The sequence below is a fragment of the Herbiconiux oxytropis genome (genome assembly GCF_024979315.1).
Classification (GTDB): domain Bacteria; phylum Actinomycetota; class Actinomycetes; order Actinomycetales; family Microbacteriaceae; genus Herbiconiux; species Herbiconiux oxytropis.
In genome coordinates this window covers 163,195-183,577 of sequence record NZ_JANLCK010000003.1, presented here as the reverse complement: position 1 = coordinate 183,577, position 20,383 = coordinate 163,195, and the positions used below count along the sequence as shown (strand labels likewise).

Below are 20,383 nucleotides of genomic sequence, written 5' to 3'. Positions count from 1 at the left end.
CGTCGTTTCGGAGGAGAAGAGAGGTGAAGGGGGCCGGTGGGCGGTGGGCCGGAGGTCGGCGGCTCAGTCCTCGAAGAACGCGGCGGCGGCCCTCGCCCGGAAGACGACGTCGTCGAGCTCCTCGCCCGAGACCGTCACGTGTCCGACCTTGCGGCCGGGGCGGGGCTCCTTGCCGTAGAGGTGGATCTTCGCGGTCGGCTGGTCGGCGGCCGCCTGCCGCAACGGGGTGTCGAGGTCGCCATCCGTCGGCCCGCCCAGGATGTTGATCATCACCGACCACGGCTCGCGGTGTCCCGTAGCGCCGAACGGCAGGTCGAGCACGGCCCGGAGGTGCTGCTCGAACTGGCTCGTGGTCGAGCCGTCGATCGTCCAGTGCCCGGTGTTGTGCGGTCGCATGGCGAGCTCGTTGACGAGGATGCGCTCATCCGTCGTCTCGAAGAGCTCCACGGCCAGCACACCGGTGACGCCGAGCTCCTCGGCGATCGTGGTGCCGATGTGCGCAGCCATCTCGGCGACCTTCCCGGCGGATCCGGGGGCGGGGGCGATGACCTCCGCGCAGACGCCGTCCTTCTGCACCGACTCGACGACGGGCCAGAGGGTCACGTCGCCGCTCGGCCGCCGGGCTACGAGCTGGGCGAGCTCTCGGCGGAACTCGACGAGCTCCTCCACGAGAAGCGCTCCCCCGCGGCCGTCCTCGGCGAGGGCGGCGAACCAGTCCTCGGCCTGATCGGCGGCGCTCACGACGCGCACGCCCTTGCCGTCGTAACCGCCACGGGCGGTCTTCACGACGCCGCGGCCGCCGTGGTCGGCGAGGAAGGCGTCGAGCTCGTCCGGCGTCTCGACCCGCGCCCAGTCGGGCATCGGGATGCCGAGCTCGCCGAGGCGCTCGCGCATGGCGAGCTTGTCCTGCGCGAACTGCAGGGCGTCGGGTCCCGGATGCACGGCCACGCCGTCGGCGACGAGGGCGCGGAGCACTGCTTGAGGCACGTGCTCGTGGTCGAACGTGACCACGTCGACGGTCTTCGCGAACGCCCGGACGGTCTCGAGGTCGGTGTAGTCGCCGACCCCGGTGGCGGCAATCGCGGCCGACATCCCCTCGCTCTCGGCGAGCACGCGGATGTCGATCCCCAGCTCGATCGCGGGGGGCACCATCATGCGCGCCAGTTGTCCGCCACCGATGACGCCTAGTCGAAAAGTCACCCCTCCAGCCTACCGGCGGGCGCGGTCTGCCCGACCGGGCCAGCTTCGGGCGAAGTCCGTAATCAAGCACACCGGCACCGCGGGTGACCGTACGGTGAGTTGTACAGAACCTCCCCGACGAAAGGCAGCAGCACCATGGCGAACCACACCTACCGAGTGACCGAGATCGTAGGCACGTCGCCCCAGGGAACCGATGCGGCGATCCGGAACGGCATCGAGCGCGCTTCGCAGACGATCCGCAACATCGACTGGTTCGAGGTCACGGGCACCCGCGGCGACCTCGAAAACGGCGAAGTGGCCCACTTCCAGGTGACCCTGAAGGTCGGATTCCGACTCGAAGACGCCACCGACTGAGCACATCGGGGCTGATGGCGGTCGAGTCGGCCCCTGTCAGTGCGGGAGGTAGCTCTCGAGTTGGGACTGCACGGCGTCGGAGACGGTGTTCGTGCCGCCGAGCACCACGATGCGGTAGGGGTTGAGGCGGTCGAGCTGCGCGGCGACAGTGGCGGGAATTCCGTCTTTCTGCACGAGGAGCACGGGCGCGTCTTGCGCGATGGCCGCCGCCGAGCCGGATAGGGCGTCGGGAAAGACTGCCCCCGATGCGACATAGATCGTGTAGGCACTCTGGGGAAAGGTCCTGGCCGTGATCGCGCCGGAGACCGCGTACCGGTCGGCTCCGTCGATGCGGACAACCGGCCAGGTCGCCTGCAGCGTCGCCACCACCGCCTCGTCCACGGTGTTCGTGCCGCCCACGACGATCACCGTGGCGGGTTTCAATCGTCCGAGCTCAGCCAGGACCTCGGCGGACGTGCTGCCCTTCTTCGTCAGCAGCACCGGACCGCCACCGAGACCTGCAGCAGCCGAGGCGGAGAGCGCGTCGGAGAACACTACCCCTGAGGCGAGGTACACGATGTCGGCGCCGTCCGGGAACGCCGCGGCCGAGACCGCCGCCGACACCGCGTAGCGGTCTGCTCCAGAAAGCCTCGACACCGAAGAGCTGAATTCGCCGAGCTTCTTCTCGACTGCCACGCTCACGCTCGCCGTGCCCCCGAGAACGACGATGCGCTGCGGCCGCAGCGACTTCAACCTCGCCGCCACCGCTGGCGGTACCGAATTCTGCGACACCAGAAGCACCGGCCCACGCCCTGCGCCCGCTGCGGCCGACCCCGCCAGTGCATCCGCGAACGTCGCCCCTGTCGTTACAAACGCGACCGGCACCCCCGACGCGAAACCATCGCCGGCAACCCCCGCCGACACCTCGAACCGATCGGCGCCGTCGATCCGATCGACCGACGGCAGCGGCCGCGGCAGCGGATCGAGCATCACCACCTCCGACGGCCGGGCAAGACGCGGGGTTTCACCGACCAGAATCCGATGCGTGCGCGGCTCGATCACCACGGAATTGAAGTAGTCCTCCGGTCCGTCGTCTTCCCGAGAGAGGTCCGTCGTCCTCAACGTCGTCACCCCCGCGACGCCGCTGGCCGAGTCGACCAGGTAGACGGCGTGGAGTGCCGGGTCGACGTCGATGTCATTGGGCAGGCCCGCCAGCGGAGGCGAACTCGCGAGGAGCGCGCTCGTCGCGAGGGAGTACTTGTCGACGTGCGCTGCGTACGGCCGGTCGGTCGACACATAGAGAGCGCCCTCGGCGTAAGCCAGCAACTGGGGCCTGTTCTCGAGCGGCCACGCCGTCCACGACCCGTCTGTGTTGATGACGGTGATCGAGGAGTCCACAGCGCTCGACACGTAGGCCTTGCCTGTGAGTGGATCGACCACGACATCCTGAGGCTCTCGGCCGACTGGGACCGATTGAGGCCCGCTGCCAGCAGTTACGTCGAGAACGCTCACCGTGTTGCCTGCCGTATTCGCCACGAAGACGCGATTCCGAAGTTCATCGACTGCGATACCGCCGACGGAGGAGCTTCCCGTGAGAATCGTCCGAACTACGGTGTTGACCGATGGTGAAGCGGGGTCGACATCGATCACAACGATGGAATCCCTATCGGAGTCGGCCAGGTAGAGCATGTGCGTCGACTCGTTCACTACAGCCGCCACGGGAACGTCGACTCCTCCGTCCACGGTGCCGAGGTGAGTGAAAGAAGGCCCGCTGATGTCATAGACCTGAACGGCGTCGTTCTGCCGGTCGAGCACGAAGGCCCGTTGCGTGGTGCTGTCGACCGCTACATCCCCCACCCCATCTCCGAAGGAGTTGGGGGCGACCGAGGCCAGACGCACCATCCCGAACTCGCGCGAAGCTGCAGCAGCGGTTCCAGTCGCACTTGTGAGGAGCGCTACCAGCCCCAAGGCGATGAACGGAACGAAAGATCGCTTCATAGAACATGAGGTTATCTCATGCTACCGACACTGTCACTCGCGGGGATGGCCGGGTGCGGAAGCGGGGTGCTCCGTGAGGGCGCCGAGGAGGTCGGCCACGAGGCGGGCGGAGGGGATGTCGTGGAGCACGACGGTGAGGTCGGGGCCCGCCGTGACCCGAACGTCGCCGCACGCGGCCGCCGCCTGGAAAGGGGTGCGGCGGAGGCGGACGTCGGTGACGCGGGCGAGGTAGAGATCCTGGCGGTCGCGCACGAAGAGACCCCGGCGGGCGATGATGCGGCGGGTGGTGACGGTGTAGCGGTGGCCGAGCCAGGCGAAGAACGGCAGAAGGGTTCCGAAGAAGACGAGCGCGCCGGCCGCGGCGAGCGCCGCCCAGTTCTGCCACTCCTCGGCGAAGCGTCCGCCGAACCAGCCGTAGGCCGCCGCCGCGGCGAAGAGGATGAGCACCGGGAGGGTGAGGCGGCGGGCATGCGGGCGCACGCGCACGAGGATGGCCTCGGGCGTCGGCTCGACCGAGGTGGTGTAGCCGCCGTAGCCGGGGTGGACGGAATCCGGTTCACCGCCGCGGCCGTCGCCGGGCGTGCCCGGATCGGTGTCGCCCTGGTCGAAGCCGAGATCGGCGAATCCGGGCTCCGCGGAACCGGGCTCGCTGAAACCGGGCTCGCTGCCGGACGCCGGGCCCCCGGGGTAGGGAGGCGGGGCCGGGTAGGGCACGCGCTCGGACTCGGGCGGAACGGGATAGCGCGTGGTGCGCTGATCCGCCGACGCTCCGGCCGCACCCCACCCGAAGCGCTCGGTGGCGTCGGAGGAGGGGCGCGGGGTCATGCCCTCATTCTTTACCGGGAATCTCCGATTCCGCTGTCGTCGTGCCGGAGGTGCGTCACATCGCCCGCCGAGACCACGAGCGGCGGCTGGCCGTCCGGCAGCTCCACGACGAGCCGCCCGCCCTCGTCGAGCGACCGCGCGACACCCCGCCGCACGACCCCGCCCGGCAGCTCGACCCGCACCGCACGGCCGAGCGTGACCGACATCCGCACCGCATCGTCGAGCACCCCACTCGCCACCGCATCGCCCCCGGATGCCCGCCAGCGGTCGTAGAGCACGGTCAGGTCGTGCAGGTAGCCGGCGAGCACGGCATCCGGATCGATGTCCTGCACTCCCGCGAGCCGCAGCGACGTGGCGGTCGGCACCGGCAGCTGCTCCTCGGTGAGTGTCAGGTTGACGCCCGCCCCGATCACGAGACCCGAAGCATCCGGCAGCAGCTCGCCCAGGATGCCCGATACCTTGCGGCTGCCGATGAGGACGTCGTTGGGCCACTTGAGCCCCACGGGGACGGCGCTCCGGTGCGCGAGCCCGTGCACCACCTGCGCCATCGCGATGCCTGCGACGAGGGGCAGCACGCCCCAGCGCTCGACGGGGATGGCCCGCCCCTCGCCGTCGTGGGGGCGCAGCAGCACCGAGATGGCGAGCGAGGAGCCCGCCGGCGCACTCCAGCTGCGGCCGAGCCGGCCCTTGCCTGCGGTCTGGTCGTCGGTGGCGACCACGGCGAGATCCGGCCACTCCGCCGCCGACGGCCCGGCAGCCGCCTGCACGAGCACCTCGTTCGTCGACCCGGCCCGGGTCATCCACTCGAACCGCGACGCCGACGCCGATGACAGCGGGAAACGGGGATGCGGAGCTCGATGAGGCAGATGCATGACGCCAAGCTACCCGACCGCGCCCGCCTCTTGGAGGTTTCGGCAACGAAGGGCCGGGAGGGGTGGCCGGTAGAGTGAACGGCGTGAGTGAAGACGCGACGACCGACCAGCCCGACATGTACACGACGGCGGGCAAGCTGGCCGACCTGAAGAACCGATACCACGAGGCGGTGACGGCCTCCGGGGCCTCCGCCATCGAGAAGCAGCACAAGCGCGGCAAGAAGACCGCCCGCGAGCGCATCGAACAGCTGCTCGACCACGGCAGCTTCGTGGAGATCGACGAGTTCGTGCGCCACCGCACCCACGCCTTCGGCATGGAGAAGTCGCGGCCCTACGGCGACGCCGTCGTCACGGGCACGGGCACCATCCACGGCCGCCAGGTGGCCGTCTACGCGCAGGACTTCACGATCTTCGGCGGTTCGCTCGGCGAGGTCGCCGGCGAGAAGATCATCAAGGTGATGGATCTCGCGCTGAAGACCGGCGTGCCGATCATCGGCATGCTCGACTCGGGCGGCGCACGCATCCAGGAGGGTGTCGTGGCGCTCGGGAAGTACGGCGAGATCTTCCGCCGCAACACGGCCGCGTCCGGCGTCATCCCGCAGATCTCGATCATCATGGGCCCGGCTGCAGGCGGCGCGGTCTACTCCCCCGCCCTCACCGACTTCGTGATCATGGTCGACAAGACGAGTCAGATGTTCGTGACCGGTCCGGATGTCATCAAGACCGTCACCGGCGAAGACGTCGGCATGGAGGAGCTCGGCGGCGCCCTCACCCACAACAGCGTCTCGGGCGTCTCGCACTACCTCGCGAGCGACGAGGACGACGCGCTCGACTACGCCCGCGCCCTGCTCAGCTTCCTGCCGCAGAACAACCTGGCGGAGCTCCCCTCCTACGACAGCGAGGTCGAGCTCGAGATCACGGATGCGGACCGCAAGCTCAACACGATCATCCCGGATTCGCCCAACCAGCCCTACGACGTGCACACCGTCATCGAGCACCTCGTCGACGGGGCTGAGTTCCTCGAGACCCAGCCGCTCTACGCGCCCAACATCGTCGTGGGCTTCGCACGCATCGAGGGCCGCTCGGTGGGCATCGTGGCCAATCAGCCGAACTCGATGGCCGGCACACTCAACATCGAGGCCGGCGAGAAGGCCTCCCGCTTCGTGCGCTTCTGCGACGCCTTCTCCATCCCCATCCTCACGCTCGTCGACGTGCCCGGCTACCTGCCCGGCACCGATCAGGAGTGGACGGGCGTCATCCGTCGTGGCGCGAAGCTGCTCTACGCCTACGCCGAGGCGACCGTGCCGCTCGTGACCGTCATCCTCCGGAAGGCCTACGGCGGCGCGTACATCGTGATGGGGTCGAAGCAGCTGGGCGCTGACATCAACCTCGCCTGGCCCACGGCCGAGATCGCGGTGATGGGCGGTCAGGGCGCCGTGAACATCCTCTACCGCGGCGAGATCAAGCGCGCCGAGGAGGCGGGCGAAGACGTCGCGGCCGTGCGCACCCGCCTCGCCAACGAGTACACCTACAACGTGGCGAGCCCCTTCCTGGCCGCCGAACGAGGCGAGCTCGACGGCGTCATCGAGCCGGCGGCCACCCGCGTGGCGATCACGAAGGCCCTTCGAGCCCTCAAGACGAAGCGCGCGTCGCTTCCTCCGAAGAAGCACGGCAACATCCCGCTGTGATTTTGGCTGCGCCGCCCCTCGTGCGGCGCAGGCGACATGCGATGCCGGCGTCGGATGGCGTCGCTTCGCGGCGACATCCGGCGACGGTATCGCTCTGGGTCGGCGAGTAGGGCCCGTTGGGTGGGGGCGTCACGGGGCGGGGGCGCGTCGGGTTGTGACCTGAAATCGTTCGCGCTACCGTTAGCGCTAACGGAGGAAGGTGGCGCGCGTGCTTTTTCGAGGGTTGACGTGGGATCACGCTCGCGGGCGAGAGCCCCTGGAGGCCTCGGCCGAGAGGTTCAATGCCGAGGGTCGCGACCGGATCTCGTGGGACTCGCAACCGCTCGAGGGGTTCGAGGCGGCGTCGATCGTGGAGCTCGCGGCACAGTACGACGTCATCGTGATCGATCACCCGCACCTCGGCGAGGCGGTGGGCACGGGCGCGCTCGTGGCCATGGGCGACATGCTGGGCGAGCGCCTGGTGGCGACCGGTGGGCCGGGGGCCTTCGTCGGTCCGTCCTGGGAGTCGTACACGGTCGACGGCCGTGTGTGGGCGCTGCCCCTGGATGCGGCGACGCAGACCGCGGTGTCCTGGGAGGGCATCCGCGACCTGCCGACGACGTGGGCTGACGTCCGGGAGTTCGCGCACCGGCACCCGATCGCTCTCAGCCTCGCCGGGCCGCATGCGCTCATGACCCTGTTCTCGATCAGTGTCGCGCGAGGCGCCGACCCCGGGCCCCGCGGTGAGCTGCCGGCCGAGGCCGTCGCCGATGCCCTCGACATCATGACGACCCTGTCGGCGGGCCGCACCGACCTCGCCGGCCTCAACCCGATCGGCCTGCTCGAGCGGCTCGCCGACGGCACCGACATCGTCTACTGCCCGCTCGTCTACCAGTACGTGACCTATTCCTTACCTGGCGGACGCCGGCGGCTCCGGTTCACGGATGCGCCGACGGGCCCCGGTGGCCGCCGCGGCTCGGTGATCGGCGGCACGGGACTCGCGCTGTCGCGGCGCTGCACCCCGAGCGACGAGCTCCTCGACCACCTCACCTGGCTGGTCTCCGACGAGGCGCAGCGCACCTTCATACCGGAGCACTCAGGCCAGCCCGCGCGCGTGGCGGCCTGGAACGATCCGGAGGTGAACGCCGCGTCACTCGACTTCTATGCCGGCACACTCGACACGATCTCGCAGTCCTGGGTGCGACCGAGGCACGACGGTTTTCCGGCGTTCCAGAACCGCGCAGCCTCGGCCATCCGCGCCGCCTGCGCGGGCGAGACCCCCGTGGCCGAGGCGGCGGCCGGCATCGCCGCCCTGCTCCGCACCCCTGAACGACCCCGAAGAGGACACCCATGACGACGACCCCCACGATCTTCCCTCCCACCACCTCCGGCACCCTGCCCGAGGATCACCGCGACGCGGTGCTGATCGGCCGCGCCTGGCTCCCCGATGTGAGCGGCCCGGCCGTGATCGCGGTGCGGGGCGACAGCGCCGTCGACCTCACGCCCGTGTTCGCCACCACGAACACGCTCGTCGAGGAAGTCGCGCGCGGAGTCACGCTCGAGGCGGCGATCGCGGAGGCTCCCGTCGTGGCGGGTCTCGACGACCTCATCGCCAACACGGAGACGGCGGTCCGCGATCCGGAGCGGCCGTGGCTCCTCTCCCCGCTCGATCTCCAGGCGGTGAAGGCGGCAGGCGTCACGTTCGCGGCCTCGATGCTCGAGCGCGTGATCGAAGAGCGCGCCGGCGGAGCGCCGGCCGAGGCCGCGGCAATCCGCGATCGCGTCAACGGCATCCTCGGCGGCTCGCTCAGCGACCTGGTTCCCGGCTCCGACGCCGCCGTGCGCCTGAAGGCCGCACTGCAGGCCGAGGGTATGTGGAGCCAGTACCTCGAGGTGGGTATCGGGCCGGACGCCGAGATCTTCACCAAGGCCCAGCCGATGTCGACCGTGGGCACGGGCGCCGACGCCGGCATCTTCTCGCACTCGACCTGGAACAACCCCGAGCCGGAGATCGGCGTCGTGATCTCGTCGACGGGCGTCGTGGTGGGTGCGACGCTCGCGAACGACATCAACCTGCGCGACTTCGAGGGGCGCTCCGCACTGCTGCTGTCGAAGGCGAAGGACAACAACGCCTCCGCCGCCGTGGGCCCGTTCATCCGGCTGTTCGACGACGCGTTCTCGCTCGCCGACGTCGAGAGCGCCGAGGTCTCGCTCGAGATCAGCGGACCGGATGGCTTCGCTCTCGACGACGGCTCCTCGCAGGCTCGGTCGAGCCGTCCGGTCGCGGCGCTAGTCGAGCAGCTCGTCGGGCCGCATCATCAGTATCCCGACGGTGCGATCCTGCTCCTCGGAACCATGTTCGCGCCCACCGCCGACCGGTTCGAGCACGGGGGCGGCTTCACCCACGTGGTGGGCGACGTCGTGCGCATCTCGACCCCGAGGCTCGGGGCGCTCGTGAACCGCATCGTGCACTCCGAGGACTGCGCCCCGTGGCGCTTCGGAGCGGGCGCCCTCATGCGCAACCTGGCCGGGAGGGGCCTGCTCGGCTAGGTGCTCTCGCGCAGCGTGATCCGGTAGCCGACATCGACGGTGCGCGGCGCACTGCGGGGTGCCGCGATCTGGTCGAGCAGGATCTCGGCTGCTTCGCGGCCGATGCGCGCGGCCTCGATGGTGACCGTGCTGAGCGCCGGGAGCAAGGCGGAGGCGAGCTCGAAGTCGCCGAAGCCCGTGATGGCGATCTCGTCCGGCACCGTCCAGCCGCGCCGGGCGGCTCCGAGGATGGCTCCGCTGGCGAGGATGTCGGTGGCGAAGACGATGACATCGGTGTCGGCATACCGCGACCGCACCTCGCCGAGCAGCTCGTCGCCCGAGGGCAGCGACAGCGGCCGGCCGGCCGCGTCGACGAACCGCACGGCCTCCCCGGGCCGAGCGTGGTCCCACGCCCGCCGGAAGCCGCTGAACCGCTCGCGGGCCCGCACGTCACCCGCCTCCGTGGATCCGACGAACACCGGGTTCCGGTACCCCCGGGCCAGGAGCGCAGTGAGCAGGTCCGCCATGGCGTCGTCGTTGGGGAAGCCCACGAGGCTGCCGATCGGCGAGTCCGTCCACCCCCAGGTCTCCACGACGGGAACCCCGGAGGCGGCCAGCATGCGGGTGGCCGTGGGCGTGTGCATCACCCCGACGAGCAGGACGCCGTCTGGCTGCCGGCCGAGCAGCTTGCTGACGAGCTGCTCCTCGGCCTCCGGCGAGTAATCGGTGACGCCGAGGATCATCTGGTAACCGGCCGGCGCGAGCACGTCGGCCGCCGCCGCCATCGTCTCGGCGAACACCGACGTCGAGATGGAGGGCACCACGGTGGCGATGAGCTTGCTGACGTTCGAGGCCAGGTTGCGGGCCGAGAGGTTCGGCACGTAGCCGATGCGCCGGATGGTCTCGGTGACGTGTTCACGCGTGTACTCCGAGACATCCGGGTGGTCCCGGATCACCCTGGACACCGTCTGGGTCGACACTCCGGCGGCCTCCGCGACGTCGGTGAGGGTCAGTCCCTTGGTGGCCGACCGGCGGCGGCGCTGCACCGAGGCGGGCCCGGCCGGGGCACCCGAGGAGTCATCCGGAGTCATGGCGACCCGCTCCTTCCCTCGACACGTCCTCCTCCGAGCGTAGAGCGTCGGTCGTCGGTCTTGGTGACACGGAGCTCGTGTGTTAGCGTCATCGTTAGCGCTTCCGTTAGCGCTAACTATCCACAGTGAGGTGATGATGAAGACTCTCGAGGGCATTCGGGTGCTTGATGTGTCGATCGCGATGTCCGGGCCGTTCGCAGCCCAGAAGCTCGCGGATCTGGGTGCCGACGTGATCAAGGTCGAACCCGTGACGGGAGAGTGGCAGCGTCACGTCTCCGCCGGCGGCGCACGCGGTCAGGAGGTCAACGCCTCATTCCTCTCCCTCAACCGCAACAAGCGCTCGCTCGCCGTCGATCTCAAGACCGAGGCCGGGCGTGCTCTCGTGCAGAAGCTCGCTGCGGAGTCCGATGTCTTCCTGCAGAACTACCGCACGGGTGTCGCCGAGCGCCTCGGAGTCGACTACGCGACCCTGAACGCCCTCAAGCCCGATCTCGTCTACGTCTCGATGTCGGGGTACGGCAGCACCGGCCCCTACGCCACGAAGCCGGGGCAGGACGTCATCCTGCAGGCGATGAGCGGGGCTCTCCGAAGCGCTGGGGCCGCCGGCGAGGCGCCGCGACCAGCGCCCTACTTCCTGGTCGACGCGTTCGCCGCGTACTCGGCGTTCGAGGGAGCTCTCGCTGCCCTGCTCCACCGATTCCGCACCGGAGAGGGCCAGCTCGTCGAAGTCAACATGCTCGACGCGATCATCGCCGCCCAGATGCAGGAGATCTCGGTCCACTCCGTCGGCGGGATCCCCCAGACGACGGCGGAGGAGATCCACGCGCACACCTACATCCGAGCACCGTACGGCGTCTTCCCCACGGCCGACGGCCACATCGCGCTGTCGTTCGCCGAATCGGCCATGCTCGCGGAGGTCTTCGACGACGAGCGCTTCCTCGCCTTCGACATGGAACGCGACGGTTTCAGTCACAAGGACGAGATCTCCCGCCTCGTGCAGGAGGGGCTCGCGAAGGGCACCACCGAGCACTGGCTCTCGACCCTCGCCGCAGCCGGTGCGTGGGTGGGGCCGGTCTACGGCTACGACGAGCTCGTGACCGACCCACAGGTCGTGCACAACGGATCGTTCGTGGAGTACGAGCACCCCACCGAGGGCACCGTGCGCACCCCCGGCTTCAACTTCCGGTTGAGCGGATCCGTGCAGGAGGTCACCCGTCCCGCCCCGGTCACCGGGCAGCATTCGACCGAGATCCTCGCCGAGCTCGGTCTGTCGGGCGACGACATCGACGCCCTGGTGAAGAGTGGAGTGGTGGGCCAGCACCCCCGTTTCGCTCCGACCGCCGTTTAGCACACACCATCATCCAGGATCGCAAAGGAGCACACATGGATCAGCAGAAAGCCACGAAGCCGGGCCCGCCATCGGAGGCGACCGGGATCACGCAAGCCAGCGCCCGCCGGGCGGCCGCGGCCTCGGCCATCGGAAGCCTCGTCGAGTGGTACGACTTCGCCCTCTACGGCGCCGCGGCAGCACTCGTGTTCAACCAGTTCTTCTTCCACGCCGACAACCCCGCCGTCGGCCTGCTCGCCGCCTTCGCGACCTTCGCGGTGGGCTACTTCGCCCGCCCGTTCGGTGGCATCGTGTTCGGCCACCTCGGCGACAAGATCGGCCGCAAACCGGTCATGATGATCACGCTCACGCTGATGGGCATCAGCACCGCCCTGATCGGCCTGCTGCCGAGCTACGACGCGATCGGCTTCCTCGCCCCGGCCCTGCTGGTGTTCCTGCGCGTCCTGCAGGGTCTCGGCGCGGGTGCCGAGTACGCGGGCGCGATCGTGCTCTCCGCCGAGTCCGCCCCACCGAAGAAGCGGGGCTTCTACGCCTCGTGGTCCGGTGCCGGGGTGTGGCTCGGCTCCGCCATCGGCCTGCTCACCTTCCAGCTCATGCTCGTGCTCACGGGAGACCAGTTCGTGGTCTGGGGCTGGCGCATCCCGTTCCTGCTCAGCCTCGTCATGCTCGCCGTGAGTCTGTTCATCCGCAACCGGGTCTCGGAGACCAAGCAGTTCGAGAAGGTCGTCGACTCGGCCGAGGTGCAGCGCATCCCGCTGTTCACGCTCGTCAAGACCGAGAAGCGCCGCCTGCTCGTGGCCCTCGGCTCCAACTTCATGCTCTCGGGCTTCTCCTACATCCCCCAGGTGTGGGCGCTCAGCTATCTCACCAACAACATCGGCCTCGCCGCCGCACTGGGCCTTGCGACCAACGCCATCGTGCTGGTCTCGGGAGCGGCGTTCATGCCTCTGTTCGGCCGCATCGGCGACCGGATCGGGCGGCGCAAGCTCTTCCTCTTCGGCACGGCCTTCGGAGCGCTGTGGGCGTTCCCGATGTTCATGCTGATCGACACCCGACAGCCCGTCATCATCATCCTCGCCCTCTCGGTCTGCTTCGTCGGGGCGGTGGCCACCTGCTACGCGGCCCAGGCGGCGTTCCTGACCGAGCTCTTCCCGCCCGCCATCCGCTACTCCGGCGTGGCCTTCGCCCGCGAGGTCAGCGGAGCCCTGCTCGGCGGGACCGCGCCGCTGATCGCGACGGCCATCTTCGCCGCCACCGGGCACTGGATCCTGATCGCCGTGTTCATGACGGTCAACGCGCTCATCGCGATGGTGGCCGTGTACTTCTCGAAGTACTTCCGTTCCGACGCCGACCAGGGCGACGACGAGCGCTTCGACGCGGACACGACCGGGTCGATCCGGGTGGTCGAGCCTCGGCAGAGCCGCCGCACGAAGGCCGCCGCCGTATGACCGCCGTCACCGGCCGGCAGGTCGCCGACCGCTTCTTCGACGAGTACCGGATCGGTGAGAGGGCCGAGTTCCCCGAGCGCGTGGTCAGCGGCGACGACATCCGCGAGTTCGCCGACCTCACCGGCGACCACCACCCGGCGCACACCGACGACGAGTTCGCCACGCCGCTGTTCGGGGGGCGGATCGCGCACGGCATGCTGACCTTCGGGATCGTGGTCGGCATGACCGTCGAGCTGAACGGCCACGCCGTGGCCTACGGCTACGACCGCATCCGCTTCCCGCGCACGGTGCTCGCGGGCGACCGCATCACCGCGACGTCCGAGGTGATCGAGCTGCGCGACCACAAGCGGCCCGAACTCGGACTCGTGACCAAGCGGTACACCGGCACGAAGGCCGACGGCTCGGTCGTCGTGGTCTGCGATCACATCCTGGCCGTGCAGAAGCGGCCGTGAACGAGAGGCGACAGTCATGACGATCACCGGAGCGATGTTCATCGCCGGTAGGCCCGAACAGGGCACGGGCGAGCCGCTCGCGGCCTACGACCCCACCCTCGAGGCGGAGATCGAGCCGACGTTCCGCCTGGCCGATCCGGAGCAGCTCGATCGGGCGGCGACGGCCGCCGGGGCCGCCTTCCGCACCTATCGGGCGACGTCCCCGGGCGAGCGCAGCGCCTTCCTCGAGGCGATCGCATCCGCCATCGAGCAGCTCGGCGACGAACTCCTCGATCGGGCTTCGGCCGAGAGCGGCCTGCCCCTGGCGCGCCTGATCGGGGAGCGTGCGCGCACCACGGGCCAGCTGCGCCTGTTCGCCGCCGTGGCCCGCGACGGCGACGGCACGGATGCGACGATCGACCGCGCGCAGCCGGATCGTGCGCCGGCGCCGCGAGCCGACATCCGGCGCCGCGCGATCGGTGTCGGTCCCGTGGCGGTGTTCGGCGCCAGCAACTTCCCGCTCGCGTTCTCGGTGGCCGGTGGCGACACCGCCTCGGCGCTGGCTGCGGGCTGCCCCGTGGTGGTGAAGGGGCACGGCGCGCACCCGGGCACGAGCGAGCTGGTGGCCGGGGCGGTCGTCGCTGCCGCACGGAGCACGGGGATGCCGGACGGCGTGTTCTCGCTCGTGCTGGGCGACGGGCCGACGATCGGGCAGGCGCTCGTGAAGCATCCGGCCATCAAGGCAGTCGCATTCACCGGGTCGCGCCGCGGCGGCCTCGCGCTCGTCGAGGCGGCGGCCGCGCGCCCCGTGCCGATCCCGGTGTTCGCCGAGATGAGCAGCACGAACCCGGTGGTGCTGCTGCCGGGCGCGCTCGACTCCGATCCGGGCGCTCTCGGCCGCGACTACGCCGGATCCCTGATGCTCGGCGCCGGGCAGTTCTGCACCAACCCCGGGCTCGTGCTCGGTGTCCGTGGTGCCGCTCTCGACGGCTTCACCGCCGGGGCCGCCGCGGCCGTCGCCGCAGCGCCCGCCCAGACGATGCTGACGCCCGCGATCCGGGATGCGTATGTCTCGACGGTGGCGCAGTGGAGCGGTTCCGCCGGGGTCGACCAGGTGGCCTCCGGCGCCCGCGGCGACGTCGGGACCCCCGGCACCGCGACTCTCCTCACCGTCGGTGCCGACGAGTTCCTCACCGATCCGGCGCTGCGGGAGGAGGCTTTCGGTCCGGCTGGACTGGTGGTCGAGTGCGCCGACGTCGAGGGCATCATCACCGTGCTGGAGGCTCTCGACGGCCAGCTCACCGCAACCGTGCGCGCCGCGTTCCCCGCCGACGACGAGCATGTCGCCCGCCTCATTCCGCTGCTGGAGGAGAAGGTCGGCCGCATCGTCGTGAACGGCTGGCCCACCGGTGTCGAGGTGGGGGCCGCCATGGTGCACGGCGGGCCGTTCCCCGCCACCACCGACAGCCGCTTCACCTCGGTGGGCGCCTCGGCGCACCGCCGGTTCCTCCGCCCCGTCGCCTATCAGGATGCTCCGGACCACCTTCTCCCTGAGCCGCTCCAGGACGCCAACCCCTGGTCGATCTCGCGGGTCGTCGATCCATCCTGACGGCGGCCGCGGGAACGGCGGCTACAGGAACGGCGTCGCTGCGTCCTGACCGGCCAGCACCCTTCCGTGCACCTCGAAGTTCGTGTTGATGGCGAGCGCCGCATGGAGGGAGAGCGCATCGAGGTCTCGGTGGATGCGTTGGATGGGGACGCTGCGCTGGATGGCCGAGGCGCTCGAGATGTCGAAGAGGGTGCGCACCGCCCGCCGCGCGAGCCGCACCACCTGCGAGCACTCGCCGCGGATCTCGGCGCGCTCGAACACGCTCAGGTCGCGGCCCGTCTCCGCAGCCTCCGTCAGGCGGCGGGCGAGGTCGTCGCGCAGGAGCTCGGCGGCCTTGATGTCGGTCGCGGCCGACGCGAGCTCCACGTGCGTGATCTGCGCCTCGGCCTGCACCCAGGAGGTGTAAGTGATCTTCCGGCCCGGCAGCCGCTCGAGGAACGCGTCGAGCGCACCCTGGGCCGCACCCACCGGTGCTCCCATGCTGTTCACGAGCACGGTGGGGAAGAAGGCCGCCTTGTAGAGGGAGGAGTCCTTCGTGGCCTCTGAGAGGTTGAGCCCCCCGAGGGCCTCCATGAGCGGCAGTGTGCGGTGCTCGGGCACGAAGACGTCGTGGGCCACGACGGCGTTGCTTCCGGTGCCGGCGAGACCGGAGGGATCCCAGTCGTCCTCGATCGTGAGGTCCTCCACGCGCACGAGCGGCAGGAGCATGCGGGGTGGCCCGCCCGCGCCGGGCGTGCCCTCGTCGACGGCCGCGGCGAGCGCATCCCACGCCGCCGAGCGGCATCCGGTGTTGAACGGCCACCGGCCGCTCAGCCGGTACCCGCCCTCCACCGGGGTGAGCGTGCCGCCCGGGCTGAAGATCGCGGCCACACGGGCGTCGGGGCTCGTGAAGACCTCGTGCTGCGCCTCGTCCGGGTAGTGCCCCACGAAGTAGGTGCCGACGGTGTGCAGCGAGCACACCCAGGCGGTCGAGAGGTCGGCGCGGCCGATGGCCGAGAGGATGCGCACCTGGTCGGTGAGCGGCGCCTCGAGGCCTCCGTGCCCGACAGGCGCGGTGAGGCGGAAGACGCCGGCCTGCTCGAGCAGGTCGATCGACTCGTCGGGCACACGGTGCTCCGCCTCGGCGCGCAGGGCGTTCTCGCGGAGCGGGCCCCGGATGCGCTCGACGGCGCGCAGCACATCGTCACCCGAGGTGATCGACTCGGTCGCGGATTCGGTGATGGTCATGTCGGTCTCCTCCAGTGCAGTGCCGGTGACGCGACGCTAGTCGCACCACGCCCACGACTCGATCCGGTTCCGGCGGAGAGCATCCGGATCCGGCACCCGATGCGGTTGAGTTCGCACCGGCCGCGAGCGCATAATGCTGGAACGCCAGCAGGTACGACGAGGTACGAAGAGGTGTCGATGGAATCGATCCGGCCGCTCCGCGCCTTCCCGGTCGTCGCCGCCTCCGACCCCGACGACGTGTACCGTGCTGCCGCGAAGCTGATGAGCCGGCACCGCATGCACCTGCCGCAGCGCACCACCACCATGCACGCCCGCATCCAGGCGGCGCAGCTCGAGACCTCGGCGCTGCTGTGGTTCGAGTACGGCACGCCCACCGAGATCTTCTCCGACCCGCTGGAGGGCTACTCCACGGTGCATGTGCCGATGGCCGGTCACCTCGAGGTGGAGCATGACGGCGACTGGCACCCGGTGGGCACCGGCACGGGCGCCGTCTTCTCCGAGGGCAGCCCCGTGCGGATGCGCTGGAGCGGAGACCTGAGACTCCTGGTCGCCCGGATCGACCAGACCGCCCTGCTCGAGCGGCTCGGCCGCTTCACCCGGGTCGACTCACGCCCGCTCGTCTTCTCCCCTTTCCTCGACCGGCAGGGCGCCGGCGGCGCCGTCACGGGTGCCGTGATCGCCGCGAGCCGTGCCGTGGAGTCGGCGGGCGGCTCCGGCCCGCCCCCGCGGATGGCCCGCGCCTTCGACGACGCCCTCGTCGACGCCCTCCTTCTCGGCCACGGCCACAGCTACACCGACGACATCCTCGCCCCTGTGCCGCTGCCCTCGCCCCGAGTCGTCCGCACCGTCGTCGACCACCTCGAGGCCCACTACGCCGCCGACCTCACCGCCGCCGATCTCGCGCGCGTGGCCGGAGTCTCGCAGCGCTCCCTCTACGACGCCTTCCACCGCCGCTTCGGCGTGAGCCCCCTCCGCTACCTCCGTGACCTCCGCCTCGACCGGGCCCGCGCGGCCCTCCAGTCGGACCCCTCCGCGACGGTGGCGTCCGTAGCCCACGCAGTCGGCTTCCCCCACCCCAGCCGCTTCGCAGCGGCATTCAGAGCCCGCTTCGGCGAACCCCCGAGCAGAACCTCTCACTGACCCCACCCCCGAGTCGCCCCCACGCAACAGGCCCTACTCGCTGACCCAGAGCGATACCGTCGCCGGATGACGCCGCGAAGCGACGCCATCCGACGCCGGCATCGCATGTCGCCTGCGCCGCACAGGGGGCGGCGCAGCTACTTACCAGCCAGCGTGCGCACCAGCGCCACCGTCTCCTTCGCCGACATCGACGGGAGGTAGGCGCGGCCGATCGCCGCGCCGATCGCCGGGAGCCCCAGCGGATCCGGATACGCCATGTGGATCGTGGAGTAGGTGGGGTTGAACTTCGCCTTGAACTTGAAGAGGGAGGAGAAGCCGTAGGCGGGCTCGAGGGTCTTGGCGAGGAAGTCGGCGAGCTCCGTCATCACGGTCGGCGCTGGCGCCTCGGAGCCCTTCGGCACCGGGGCGGTGGCGAGCGGGGCCCCCGAGAGCGAGAGCACCTCCACGCCGAGCTCCTTCATGTGCAGCGCGGAGGAGGCGATGAGGTACTCCATGACTCCGGGCATCGATCCGTCGCCCCGACGCATGAAGTCGAGCGTGTAGCCCACGGCGACGCCGTCGCGGTACATCGGCAGCCAGCTGGTCACGGCCGCGATCCGCCCGTCGGCGTCGAGCGCGAGCATGAGCGCGACATCCGGATCCTTGATCTCCTCGAGCGCGCCGAGGGTGAAGCCCATCTCGGGCAGCTCCTTCTCGGAGACCCAGGCCTCCGAGATGGCGTTGATCTGCGAGATCATCGAGCGCGACAGCTCGTCGTAGGTCGTCCAGACCGTCGTCATGCCCTCGCGCACGCCCTTGTTGAGCGACGAGCGCACGTTCTGCCACGACTTGCCCGCCATCTCGAGCGTCTGCGGGTGCATGAGCGTCTCTTCGCCCACCGACATGTGCGACCAGCCCATCTCCTCGAAGAAGGGCAGGTACTGCGAGTGCACGCTGTAGAACACGGGGATCCAGCTGTGGCTGTCGCAGAAGCGCGCGAAGTCGCGCACGGTCTGCCGCTCGGCGCCGGGGGCGCAGACGGGGTCGGACATCGTGATGGCGACGTCGTTGATCACACGGTAGGCGACCGCGGCATCCCCGGCCTCATTGAACCAGTACACGTTGCCGGGCCAGGTGGTCATCCAGCCGAGCGTGCCACCGCCGCCACGGCGGAGCAGGGCGCGGATGCGCTGGTGGTCGCCCACCTGCACGCGCTGCTCCATCGAGGCGATGAGCTGGAAGGCGGCGAGGGTGAAGACGATCCAGAACACCGGTCCCACCCAGTGGAAGACGAACAGGGTGGGGCTCGGCGGCGGGATGATGACGTCTCCGGTGACGCCCACGAGGGTGACGGGGAGGAACCGGCGAGGCACGTCGAACACGACCTCGACCACCGTGGTGCCGGCGGGCGTCAGCGAGGTGAGGGTCAGGATGCACGCCACGATGTAGATCAGCGAGAGGGCGGCGAAGGCCCCCGCCACGATCACGGCGAAGCGGATGAACGCCTCCCGCGGCGCCTTGAGGGCGAACCGACGGCGGTTGACGAACAGCAGGATGGCGACGGCGAGCGGCACGAGCACCGTGGAGCCGAGCCACACCGCGTACTCGCCGATGTCGATGGCCTGGAGCGCCGGCAGGTCGTCGGTGGTGGCCGTGTCGCCGAGCACGAAGCTGCCCACGAGACCGAGGAACACCAGCGCGAGCGCGATCATGGCGAGGTTGGTGACGATGCCGAGCCAGAGCGCGAAGCGGCGGCCCTTGCGGAGCCCCCAGGCGGCCACGAGCAGCAGGGCGAGCGGCACGAAGGTCTGCACGATCGGCCCGACGCCGCCGAGGGCGGAGAGCTTCTTGACGTCGTCGCAGACCTGAGAGGTGGCGGTCGAGCAGAGCGACGAGATGTCCGAGGCGCTCGGGAAGATGTCGCCGTAGAAGCTCCCCGCGAGCCCGAACGCTCCGCTGCCGGAGGGGTCGAGCCACGACACCAGCGGGCCCACCGCCGTGATCAGCACGATCGTGGCGATGAGCACGCGCACCTCGCCGAACGAGCTCTTCAGCCAGAGCATCTTCTGCCCGCGCCGCGCCGAGAGAAGGTAGCCGATGACGAGCCCGGCGATGCCCGCGATCAGGCGGTAGACGGTGGAGGTGTCGCCCACGTAGAGGGCGAACATGATGAGGAAGCCGAAGGCCACGAGCCGCACCCGCCGCCGCCAGAGGGGCCCCATCATGCCGCTCGCCACGAGCAGGGAGCCGACGATGGGGGTGAGCGGGTCGACCGTGAGGTCGATGCTCGTGCCGTCGGCCCACCACTCGCCGGCGAGCGAGCCGAGCCACTGCAGCAGCACACCGAGGCCCACGCCCAGGATGCCCGTGGCGAAGAACGCGAGGATCAGGCGGCGCCGGCCGAGCAGCCGCTCCGCCACACCGAGGAGCACGAGCGAGAACACGACGCCCGCGACGAGCTGGAACGGGTCCCAGGGGATGAACATCGCGGTGAGGATGGTCCACCAGTGCCCGGCGTCGACCGTGGTCGTGACCCCGGCCGCCCACGTCTTCTGGGTGACCTCGGAGGCGGGGCCGAAGAAGGTTCCTGCGGCGAGGGAGGTGACGACGATGAGCACGGCGAAGCCGATGCTGAGCGGAACCGTCGCGAGGTACCGCCCCACGAATGCGATGGTCTTCTGCATGC

At 70.1% G+C, this 20,383-nt stretch carries 16 protein-coding genes; 9 read left to right on the top strand and 7 right to left on the bottom strand.

Annotation, left to right across the window (positions count from 1 at the left end; translation table 11 throughout):
* Nucleotides 1-63: 63 nt before the first annotated feature.
* Nucleotides 64-1,200, bottom strand: coding sequence for a 5-(carboxyamino)imidazole ribonucleotide synthase (locus tag N1028_RS06720; protein WP_259526110.1), 1,137 nt, complete (start codon nt 1,198-1,200; stop codon nt 64-66).
* 135 nt (nt 1,201-1,335) lie between these two features.
* On the opposite strand from N1028_RS06720, the gene N1028_RS06715 reads away from it, so the two are divergent.
* Nucleotides 1,336-1,554, top strand: coding sequence for a dodecin (locus N1028_RS06715; protein ID WP_259526109.1), 219 nt, complete (start codon nt 1,336-1,338; stop codon nt 1,552-1,554).
* A 36-nt stretch (nt 1,555-1,590) separates the two neighbouring features.
* Here N1028_RS06715 and N1028_RS06710 read toward each other — a convergent pair whose 3' ends face one another.
* The 3 genes from N1028_RS06710 to N1028_RS06700 are packed head-to-tail and all read right to left on the bottom strand — an operon-like array spanning nt 1,591 to nt 5,228.
* Nucleotides 1,591-3,531, bottom strand: coding sequence for a cell wall-binding repeat-containing protein (locus tag N1028_RS06710; RefSeq protein ID WP_259526107.1), 1,941 nt, complete (start codon nt 3,529-3,531; stop codon nt 1,591-1,593).
* A gap of 33 nt (nt 3,532-3,564) precedes the next feature.
* Nucleotides 3,565-4,356 (bottom strand): PH domain-containing protein, encoded by a 792-nt coding sequence (locus N1028_RS06705; RefSeq protein WP_259526101.1) that lies wholly within the window; start codon nt 4,354-4,356, stop codon nt 3,565-3,567.
* Nucleotides 4,357-4,367: 11 nt separating this feature from the next.
* A complete protein-coding gene (locus N1028_RS06700; RefSeq protein WP_259526100.1) occupies nt 4,368-5,228 on the bottom strand; it encodes a biotin--[acetyl-CoA-carboxylase] ligase in 861 nt (286 codons plus the stop codon).
* Nucleotides 5,229-5,344: 116 nt separating this feature from the next.
* Between N1028_RS06700 and N1028_RS06695 the strand changes: the two genes are divergently transcribed.
* The 3 genes from N1028_RS06695 to N1028_RS06685 all read left to right on the top strand — a co-directional run bounded on the left by N1028_RS06695 (nt 5,345) and on the right by N1028_RS06685 (nt 9,445).
* Entirely contained in the window at nt 5,345-6,916 is a 1,572-nt protein-coding gene (locus N1028_RS06695; protein WP_259526559.1) for an acyl-CoA carboxylase subunit beta, read from the top strand.
* Nucleotides 6,917-7,124: 208 nt separating this feature from the next.
* Nucleotides 7,125-8,249 carry an ABC transporter substrate-binding protein gene (locus tag N1028_RS06690; protein WP_259526099.1) on the top strand — a complete coding sequence of 375 codons (1,125 nt, stop codon included), beginning with the start codon at nt 7,125-7,127 and terminating at the stop codon, nt 8,247-8,249.
* Nucleotides 8,246-9,445 (top strand): fumarylacetoacetate hydrolase family protein, encoded by a 1,200-nt coding sequence (locus N1028_RS06685; RefSeq protein WP_259526098.1) that lies wholly within the window; start codon nt 8,246-8,248, stop codon nt 9,443-9,445. Before N1028_RS06690 ends, N1028_RS06685 begins: the two co-directional genes overlap by 4 nt.
* On the opposite strand, the gene N1028_RS06680 is transcribed toward N1028_RS06685, so the two are convergent.
* Nucleotides 9,442-10,515 carry a LacI family DNA-binding transcriptional regulator gene (locus N1028_RS06680; RefSeq protein ID WP_259526097.1) on the bottom strand — a complete coding sequence of 358 codons (1,074 nt, stop codon included), beginning with the start codon at nt 10,513-10,515 and terminating at the stop codon, nt 9,442-9,444. The genes N1028_RS06685 and N1028_RS06680 overlap by 4 nt on opposite strands.
* A gap of 133 nt (nt 10,516-10,648) precedes the next feature.
* Between N1028_RS06680 and N1028_RS06675 the strand changes: the two genes are divergently transcribed.
* From N1028_RS06675 to N1028_RS06660, 4 genes are read left to right on the top strand one after another with little or no spacing between them, the layout of a single operon-like run.
* Nucleotides 10,649-11,863: a CaiB/BaiF CoA transferase family protein gene (locus tag N1028_RS06675; protein WP_259526096.1), complete on the top strand. Its 1,215-nt coding sequence runs from the start codon at nt 10,649-10,651 to the stop codon at nt 11,861-11,863.
* A 35-nt stretch (nt 11,864-11,898) separates the two neighbouring features.
* The gene (locus tag N1028_RS06670; RefSeq protein WP_259526095.1) at nt 11,899-13,311 is read left to right on the top strand and encodes an MFS transporter; all 1,413 of its coding nucleotides are present in this window, start codon (nt 11,899-11,901) and stop codon (nt 13,309-13,311) included.
* Nucleotides 13,308-13,763: a MaoC family dehydratase gene (locus N1028_RS06665; protein ID WP_259526093.1), complete on the top strand. Its 456-nt coding sequence runs from the start codon at nt 13,308-13,310 to the stop codon at nt 13,761-13,763. The genes N1028_RS06670 and N1028_RS06665 overlap by 4 nt, the downstream gene beginning before the upstream one ends.
* A gap of 16 nt (nt 13,764-13,779) precedes the next feature.
* Entirely contained in the window at nt 13,780-15,351 is a 1,572-nt protein-coding gene (locus tag N1028_RS06660; protein ID WP_259526092.1) for an aldehyde dehydrogenase (NADP(+)), read from the top strand.
* Nucleotides 15,352-15,372: 21 nt separating this feature from the next.
* Here N1028_RS06660 and N1028_RS06655 read toward each other — a convergent pair whose 3' ends face one another.
* Nucleotides 15,373-16,578, bottom strand: a complete 1,206-nt coding sequence (locus N1028_RS06655; protein WP_259526090.1) for an acyl-CoA dehydrogenase family protein — start codon at nt 16,576-16,578, stop codon at nt 15,373-15,375.
* 177 nt (nt 16,579-16,755) lie between these two features.
* Here N1028_RS06655 and N1028_RS06650 point away from each other — a divergent pair, with 177 nt between their 5' ends.
* A complete protein-coding gene (locus N1028_RS06650) occupies nt 16,756-17,718 on the top strand; it encodes an AraC family transcriptional regulator (RefSeq protein WP_259526087.1) in 963 nt (320 codons plus the stop codon).
* A 137-nt stretch (nt 17,719-17,855) separates the two neighbouring features.
* On the opposite strand, the gene N1028_RS06645 is transcribed toward N1028_RS06650, so the two are convergent.
* Nucleotides 17,856-20,381, bottom strand: a complete 2,526-nt coding sequence (locus tag N1028_RS06645; RefSeq protein WP_259526086.1) for an MprF family protein — start codon at nt 20,379-20,381, stop codon at nt 17,856-17,858.
* Nucleotides 20,382-20,383: the final 2 nt, after the last annotated feature.